This is a genomic window from Streptomyces spiramenti (genome assembly GCF_012034385.1).
GTDB classification, from domain to species: domain Bacteria; phylum Actinomycetota; class Actinomycetes; order Streptomycetales; family Streptomycetaceae; genus Streptomyces; species Streptomyces spiramenti.
Genome location: NZ_JAAVJB010000246.1, coordinates 1 through 6944, shown reverse-complemented (window position 1 = coordinate 6944; position 6944 = coordinate 1). Strand labels below are relative to the sequence as shown.

The following is a 6944-nucleotide window of genomic DNA, read 5'->3' as shown; positions in this document are numbered from 1 at the left end:
CGGGACCTGCGCCGCACGGCGGAGACCGCCCCGGTCTGACGGCGACCCGACCCACCCGACACAGACGGGGGTGCACCGTGCGACGCGCGGTGCACCCCCGTCGGCGGTTCGCCGCCGCCCGGTGCGCGTCCCGCTGTGTGCCGGGCGGCGCCCGGACGCGGGCCGACGTCCGTTCCCCGGGGAGCCGGCCCGGGGTGCCACACGAACCCCGCGCCGGTGCCGCACCGTCGAGCGAACCCGCCGATCCCGGGCCACCGACCCGCCCGTGCCCGCGACGGCGCCCGTCGACGCCCAGCGGCCCGGCACCGAGTGACGGTGGTCACGGCCGTCCTACCACGGGCTTGCGTAGGCTTGTGGGGACGCCGAGACCGAGTCCGGCACGGCGGACGAGCACGTTCCACCGCTGCCCGGCGCAGCACCGGGAGCCGTCGGCACGGGCTCGGCACGAGCCACACGCCGATCGGCGGACCCCGTTCGGTACCCCGAGTAACGTCGGGGCGTCCAGATCGCCCCTGACCTGCAAAGAGCAGGCAGGGAGCCCAGGCAGGAGCAGTTCGATGATGCGCACGATGTTCAAGTCCAAGATCCACCGGGCGACCGTCACCCACGCGGATCTCCACTACGTGGGGTCGGTGACGGTGGACGCCGACCTGATGGACGCGGCGGACCTGCTGCCCGGTGAACTCGTCCACATCGTCGACATCGACAACGGCAGCCGGCTGGAGACCTACGTCATCGAGGGCGAGCGAGGCAGCGGGGTCATCGGCATCAACGGTGCCGCCGCCCACCTCGTCGAGCCGGGCCATCTCGTGATCCTCATCAGCTACGCCCAGGTCGAGGACGCGCAGGCGCGTGCGCTTCGCCCCCGGGTCGTCCACGTGGACGCCGACAACCGGGCGGTGGAGCTGGGGGCCGACCCCTCCGCCCCGACCGAGGGCACCGAGCGCAGCCCGCTCTCCGTCGCGCGCGCCTGACGCGCCGCCGCTCCGGCCCCGGCGCGCTGCGGGGATCGCACGACAACGGGCCGGGCCCGCGACCACCGCTCCGAGGAGCAGCAGGTCGCGGGCCCGGCCCGTCGGGCGAGGGGCGGGACCTGCCCCGCTCCCGCCGCCGTCAGCCCTGGCGGATGACGTCGAAGACCTCCTCGGCCGAGGCGTCCATCCGCGGGCCGGCCAGCCAGGTGCTCGTCACCGGGCCGATGGAGTTCACGGAGACCAGCCGCGGTTCGCCGCCGTCCGCCGTCAGCCACGGCCCGCCGGAGGAACCGGCGGTCATGGTGCAGCCCAGCACGTACATCACGGGCTCGGCGGCGTCCAGCGACAGCCGCGTCGGGTCGCCCGTGCAGCTGTGCATGACCTCGCCGTCGAACGGCTCCGACTGCGGGTAGCCGTAGTTCTGCAGGGTCCCCAGGCCGGCGACGGCCGGGGCGTCGAAGTCGATCTCGTAGGCGACGCCGGTCTGCTCCTCCAGGGAGCTGCCGTTGCCCTCCTCCTGCTCGACGCGCATCACGGCGAAGTCCTGGTGTGCGCCGTTGCCGCCGTCCATGGTGCCGTTCTCGATCCAGTAGTTGGTGGTCGCCACGTCGGCGGCCCACCACAGGCCGAACGGCGCGACCTGCTCGAACGGGTTCTCCGCGGGCTGGTCGACGAAGTCCTGGCCGCCGTCGTTGTAGGCGGGCACGAACATGACCTGGCGGAACCAGCCGCCCTCCACGCCGGCGTGCACGCAGTGCCCGGCGGTGGCGACGAGGTTCGACGCACCCGGGTTGTCGGGGTCCTGCACGACCGCGGCCGAGCAGACGCCGGTGCCCTCGGGGGTCTCGAAGAACAGCTTCCCGACCCCGGGGTTGTTCTCGCTGTAGGGCGTCGCGGCGCGGTCCGCCTGGTAGGGGGCGGGGAACGGGTCGGTGATGCCGCGGTCATCGGCGGGGTCGCCCGTCTCGGGGGCGGACTCCTCCTCCTCGATGTCGCTCTCGTCCACCGAGTTCTCCTGGCCGCCCGCCTCCTCCATGCGCTCGCGGTCCCAGAAGTCCTCGATGATGATGCCGATGTACTCGCCGGCCTCACGCAGCCAGTTCTCGGAGTCCCAGTCGGACCAGGCCCCGTCCTTCCACTGCTCCACGTCGACCTCGATGGGCAGCCGGTCCAGCAGCTCGCCCAGCCGGTCGCCCCCGCCCGTGCCCTCGCCCGCGGCGTCCTCGGTGGGGTTCTTGCCCTGGTCGCCCGAGTCGTCGCCCGGCCCGCACGCCGAGGCGGTCAGCGCGAGCACGGTCACCGCGGCGATCGCGGCCCCGGCCGCCCTGCGGCGCCCCGGTCCCCTGCGAATCGATGACATGAGCCAACTCCCCCTGAGGTGTACGTGTGATGGGCCTGGCGACGGGCGGCAGGTCCGGTGGCTGTGGGATGACCCCACTATGCCGTTGTCCCAGGGGACGGCCGCAGCCGGGTCCCCGGTTCCCGTTTCCCCACGCCGCGCCGGGAGAAGAACTTCGGCGAGGGCCGTGTTCGGACGCCGGGAGCGTCGTTTGCCCGGCTGAACCGTCCCCCGCCGGGTACGGGCCAGTTGCGTCCGCGCACACGCCACCAGTCGATGAAGGAGGGAGGCGCGGACCGCCCCCGCCGACCCCCGCCCCCGGGCCGGCGCGGCGGCCGTGCCGCACACCGATGAACCCACGCCCCGAGCGGGGACCCACCCCGCAGGTCGTCCCCGAGGTCCCGGCCCCCTCCGGCGTCGTTCCCACGGCGGAGACCGCGACGGCGGCCACGACGACGCGGTCCGCGACCGCGCGTTCCACGCGCTGGACGCGGCGGCGCTGCTCCTCGACAGCGACGGCTCGGGCCGCACCGATCCCGACACCCCGCCCGCCGAACTGCTCGCCGCCGTCGTCCTGCTGCGCGCCGGCCGCGCTGTGCTGGACGACCCCGCGGTGCTCTCCTCGCGGCTGTGCTCGCTCAACCCGCTGCACGGCCCGGCGACCACGACCGAGAACCTGTGGAGCACGCCCGACCGGCCGCCCGCCCGCCGGGCGGTCTGCGGTCCCTGCGGCGCCTACTTCGGCGACAGCGCCGCCGCCCGGCGGGCACCGGTCGTCGCCGGAGCGACGCTCTGCCTGCCGCGCGAGCGGGACTCCGGACCCGGTCCGGAGGTCGCCGGCGCGGGTGCCGCCCACGGTCCGTGGGGGAACCGCTGGACCCCGTACCACCTGCTCTCCGGCCCGCTGCGCGACGACAGGCCGCGCGGTGTCGACGTGGAGAAGCTCATCACCGCCGCCCGGGAGGCCCGAGGTGTCCACTGACCGCACCCCCCGCCCGCTGGTGCCGCGCCCGGCGCGCGCCGCCGGCGCGCTGCTGCGCGGCGCCTGCCGCGCGGTCGCCGCCGTACTGCTGCTCGCGGTGGCTGCGGCCCCCGCACTCGCCCAGCAGGACGCGGACGGTATGACTGCCGGTGAACGCATCGCCGAGGGACTCCGCGAGACCCCGGTGTACGTCGATCCGTTGTTCGAGCCGGCGCTGCCCGCCGAGCGGCAGCAGGAGCTGGCGGAGGAGATCGAGGAGACCGGGCTGCCCTTCTACGTCGTGCTGGTGCCGGTGGTGCAGGGCGACGACTGGGACGGCTCCCCGGAGACCATGCTGGAAGTGGTGCGCGACCGGCTGGGCGTGGCGGAGAACGAGCCGATGGTGGCCGTCACCAACAGCGAGAGCGGCGGTGTCCGCCATCTCCGCGGCCACGAGTGGCCCTGGTCCCCCGAGAGCGACGGGGAGTACGCGGTCCGCGCCGTCAACCTCGACCGTTCGTCCTACAACGCCTCGCTCCACTCGCGGCTTTCCCGCGTCGTGGAGCTGACCGCCTCCGGGGAGGGGCGCGCGGAGTACGAGCGGGCCCGCGAGGAGCTCACGGAGGGGATGCCCGACGAGAGCGAGGCGGAGGAGGGCTCCGGCGGCGTTTCGTTCGGCGCGGTGGCGCTGGTCGTCGCACCGCTGCTGGCGGTCACGGCGGGCGTGGTGGTGCTGGTGGCGCGTGCTCGGCGGGGTCGGCGGTACGAGGTGCCCGCCACCGTCTTCGAAGTGGCGCGCACCGCGGGCGAGGACGAGCTGCGGCAGCGGGCCAGGCAGGAGCTGGTGGAGTTCGGGGAGCGGCTCAGCGACCACGACGTACCGCTGCCCGACGCGCGACGCGAGGCGTCGGCCGACGCCTCTCGCACCGGGCGCCGGGAGCGGCGCACCCTGCGGGTGCTGCGGCCGTCCGCCGACCCCGGGCAGGCGCTGCACCGGGCGCTGGACGCCTACGCGGCGGCGGGCACCGTCCTGGACGGCGCACGGGAGGTGCCCGACCTGGTCGGGGTGATCGCGCTGGTCGCGGAGGGCACGGCCGCGCTGGACGGTGCCTCGGCCCCGGCGCCGGGTGTCGAGCCCGGTCGGCTGTGCTTCTTCCAGCCGCTGCACGGACCGGCGGGACCGCGCGTGCGGTGGCGGCAGGTCGGCCGGACGGCCGCGCTGAAGGTACCCGCGTGCGAGCAGTGCGCCGCGGCGGTCCGGGCACACCGCGCGCCGGAGGTGCTGACCGTGCCGCGTGACGGGCGACGGGTGCCGTACTTCGACGAGCCGGCCGAGCGCTCCGTGTGGGCTGCTTCCGGCTACGGGGCGTTCGGCGGGGGCACGCTCACCGAGCGGGTCCGCCGCGGAGATTTCACTCGGACGAGGGGGCGCTGAAGGCGCTGTCGTACCGCCACCGGCCTGCCGCGCGCCCCGGCGCCGGTGGGCGGCGGCGGGTCAGACGGCGACCCGGCGGCGCCGACGGGAGGCGTCGCGGTGCTCCTGGAAGGCGCGCCACCGCGCCACTCCCGCCTCGCCCCCGGGCACGGGTCGGTCGTGGCCCACCTCGACCGGCAGGCACCCGAGGGCGGTGGCGAGCCGGTGGACGAAGGCGACCACGTCGTCGCCGGTGCCGCGGATGTGCAGCAGCACGCCGGGCACCGGGCCGCTCTCCCCGCCCTCCCCGATGGCGAGCTCCATCGACCACTCCGGGCCCACCAGCGAGCCCCAGGCCGGGTCGGTGAGGTCCACCGCGGGTACGGCGGCGCGGATCGCCGCGCCCACCTCGGCGACCGTGCCGAGCGAGGCGGCGCCGGGCAGGGCGGTGCGGTTCTCGGGGGCCTCCCCGCGGGAGGCGGTGCCGTCGGCGGGCGGAGTCAGCAGAACGTCCCAGCTCATGCGGATCCTTACGTGACGGGGGCGGCGCGGGCCGCGCCCGGGCGGACGGTCGCGTGCGGCGGGCGACGGCCCGTCACATCGTCTCCACCATCGTTCCACCGACCACGGACAGTGGTGACGCCGGGTCGGCCCGCGCCGGGCGCCCCGCCGGGCGTGGGCCGTCAGTTGCCCGGCGCGGCGGCGGGGTGGCCCAGCATCATCAGCGGTCCGGCGTCGGAGCGGGTGAGGAAGAGCGTCGCCGTCGCGCGGTGGCGGCGCGGTTCGAGCCGGAGCTTGGCCCGCAGCTCCTCGGGGGTCATGGCGAACCCGCGCTTCTTGATGGTGAGGGAGCCGATCCCCCGCTCGCGGAGCAGCGCCTTGAGCCGCTTCAACCCGAAGGGCAGCACCTCCGTCAGCTCGTACGCGGTCGCCCGGCGGGTGGGCACCAGCGTGTCGGCGGTGACGTAGGCGATGGCCGGGTCGAGCAGCCGGCCGCCGACCTCCTCGGCGACGTCGGCGACACCCCGGGCGCGGATCACGGCGCCGTCCGGCTCGTAGAGGAAGCGGCCGGCGTCGCCGGTGGGCGGGTCGGCCACCGCGGCGGTGAGGAAGCTGTCGCCGGCGGGGAGCAGGGTGGCGCGGTAGCGGCCGGGCAGCCCGGTCCCGAACCACAGCACCGCCTCCTTCACCGCGCCGCCGTCGGAGACCCATTCGGTCTCGGCGTCGGACGGGAGGTCGGCGTGGTCGATGCCGGGGCCGGTCTTGAGCGCGGCGACGGGCAGCCGGCGCGCGGCTGCCACCGACCAGGACAGCGTGGGGGAGTACGCCTCGGGGTCGAAGCGGCGGCTGCCGCCGGAACGGCGGGCGGGGTCGACGAAGAGCGCGTCGCAGTCGCCGAGGTCGGTGGTGGTGACGTCGTCCTGCCGGACCTCGACCAGATCCCCCACGCCCAGGGCGTCGGCGTTGGCGCGTGCCGCCGCGCAGGCCAGGGGCGAGCGGTCCACGGCGAGAACGCGGACGCCGGCGCGGGCCAGCTCCACGGCGTCCCCGCCGTTGCCGCAGCAGAGGTCGGCGACGTGGCGGACCCCGAGGGCGGCGAACCGCCGGGCGCGGTGCCGGGCGACCTCGGCTCGGGTGGCCTGCTCGACCCCGTCGGGGGTGAAGAACATGCGCGCCGCGTCGGCGGGAGCGAACTTGGCGGCTGCCCGGCGTCGCAGCGCCGCCTGGGCGAGCGCGGCGGAGACCAGCTCAGCGGGGTGATCGCGCCGCAGCCGCGTGACCAGCGCGATCTCGTCCTCGGGGCGGTGGCCGTCGGCCAGCTGGTCGAGGAGCGCACGCCCCGGGCCGGTCAGCAGCGCCCGGAAGGCGTCGGCAGCGGGGTCGTCGGTGCCGTCGGTGGGGCCGCCGTACCGCCGATCGGTGGGCTCGGGCGCTGGGTCGGGGGAGTGTGATGAGGCCACACGGGTCATTGTCCCCGTTCGCTCGGAAACGCCTGCGGGGGGCGGCCGGATCGCGATGCCACGATCCGAAGTCATGAAAATGCGACAAGTAGTACCAGATGATGTGACCAATGACCCGGCTCCCGCTTCCGTCGCGGCGGGTCGTGGTGGCCGGCCCCACCGGCGGTTCCTGCTCGGGGGCGTCGCACTCCTCGCGCTCGCCGGTGTCACCGCCGGGGCGGTCGGACCGGGCGCGGTGGGGGCCACCCCCGCCCCCGCGGAGTCGCCCGCGCTGGCGCCCGGGGCCCTCCCCGGC

The 6944-nt window shown here is 75.8% G+C and carries 6 protein-coding genes and 1 pseudogene; 4 read left to right on the top strand and 3 right to left on the bottom strand.

The genetic code is table 11. From position 1 onward, the window contains the following. Nucleotides 1-557: 557 nt before the first annotated feature. Nucleotides 558-974: an aspartate 1-decarboxylase gene (gene panD, locus HCJ92_RS20665; RefSeq protein ID WP_167935126.1), complete on the top strand. Its 417-nt coding sequence runs from the start codon at nucleotides 558-560 to the stop codon at nucleotides 972-974. A 139-nt stretch (nucleotides 975-1113) separates the two neighbouring features. Here the strand turns inward: panD and HCJ92_RS20660 are convergent, their stop codons facing one another. Continuing rightward, a complete protein-coding gene (locus HCJ92_RS20660; protein ID WP_167935125.1) occupies nucleotides 1114-2334 on the bottom strand; it encodes a trypsin-like serine peptidase in 1221 nt (406 codons plus the stop codon). A 316-nt stretch (nucleotides 2335-2650) separates the two neighbouring features. Between HCJ92_RS20660 and HCJ92_RS20655 the strand changes: the two genes are divergently transcribed. Both HCJ92_RS20655 and HCJ92_RS20650 read left to right on the top strand, forming a co-directional pair. After that, nucleotides 2651-3295 carry a hypothetical protein gene (locus tag HCJ92_RS20655; RefSeq protein ID WP_167935124.1) on the top strand — a complete coding sequence of 215 codons (645 nt, stop codon included), beginning with the start codon at nucleotides 2651-2653 and terminating at the stop codon, nucleotides 3293-3295. Next, nucleotides 3285-4709, top strand: coding sequence for a sensor histidine kinase (locus HCJ92_RS20650; protein WP_167935123.1), 1425 nt, complete (start codon nucleotides 3285-3287; stop codon nucleotides 4707-4709). Before HCJ92_RS20655 ends, HCJ92_RS20650 begins: the two co-directional genes overlap by 11 nt. Nucleotides 4710-4769: 60 nt before the next feature. Here HCJ92_RS20650 and HCJ92_RS20645 read toward each other — a convergent pair whose 3' ends face one another. Both HCJ92_RS20645 and HCJ92_RS20640 read right to left on the bottom strand, forming a co-directional pair. After that, nucleotides 4770-5210 carry a hypothetical protein gene (locus tag HCJ92_RS20645; protein WP_167935122.1) on the bottom strand — a complete coding sequence of 147 codons (441 nt, stop codon included), beginning with the start codon at nucleotides 5208-5210 and terminating at the stop codon, nucleotides 4770-4772. Between the two features lie 161 nt (nucleotides 5211-5371). Beyond that, a complete protein-coding gene (locus HCJ92_RS20640) occupies nucleotides 5372-6658 on the bottom strand; it encodes a class I SAM-dependent methyltransferase (RefSeq protein WP_167935121.1) in 1287 nt (428 codons plus the stop codon). A 94-nt stretch (nucleotides 6659-6752) separates the two neighbouring features. Here HCJ92_RS20640 and HCJ92_RS24455 point away from each other — a divergent pair. Beyond that, nucleotides 6753-6944 (top strand): annotated as a pseudogene (locus HCJ92_RS24455) (hypothetical protein); the annotation flags it as partial.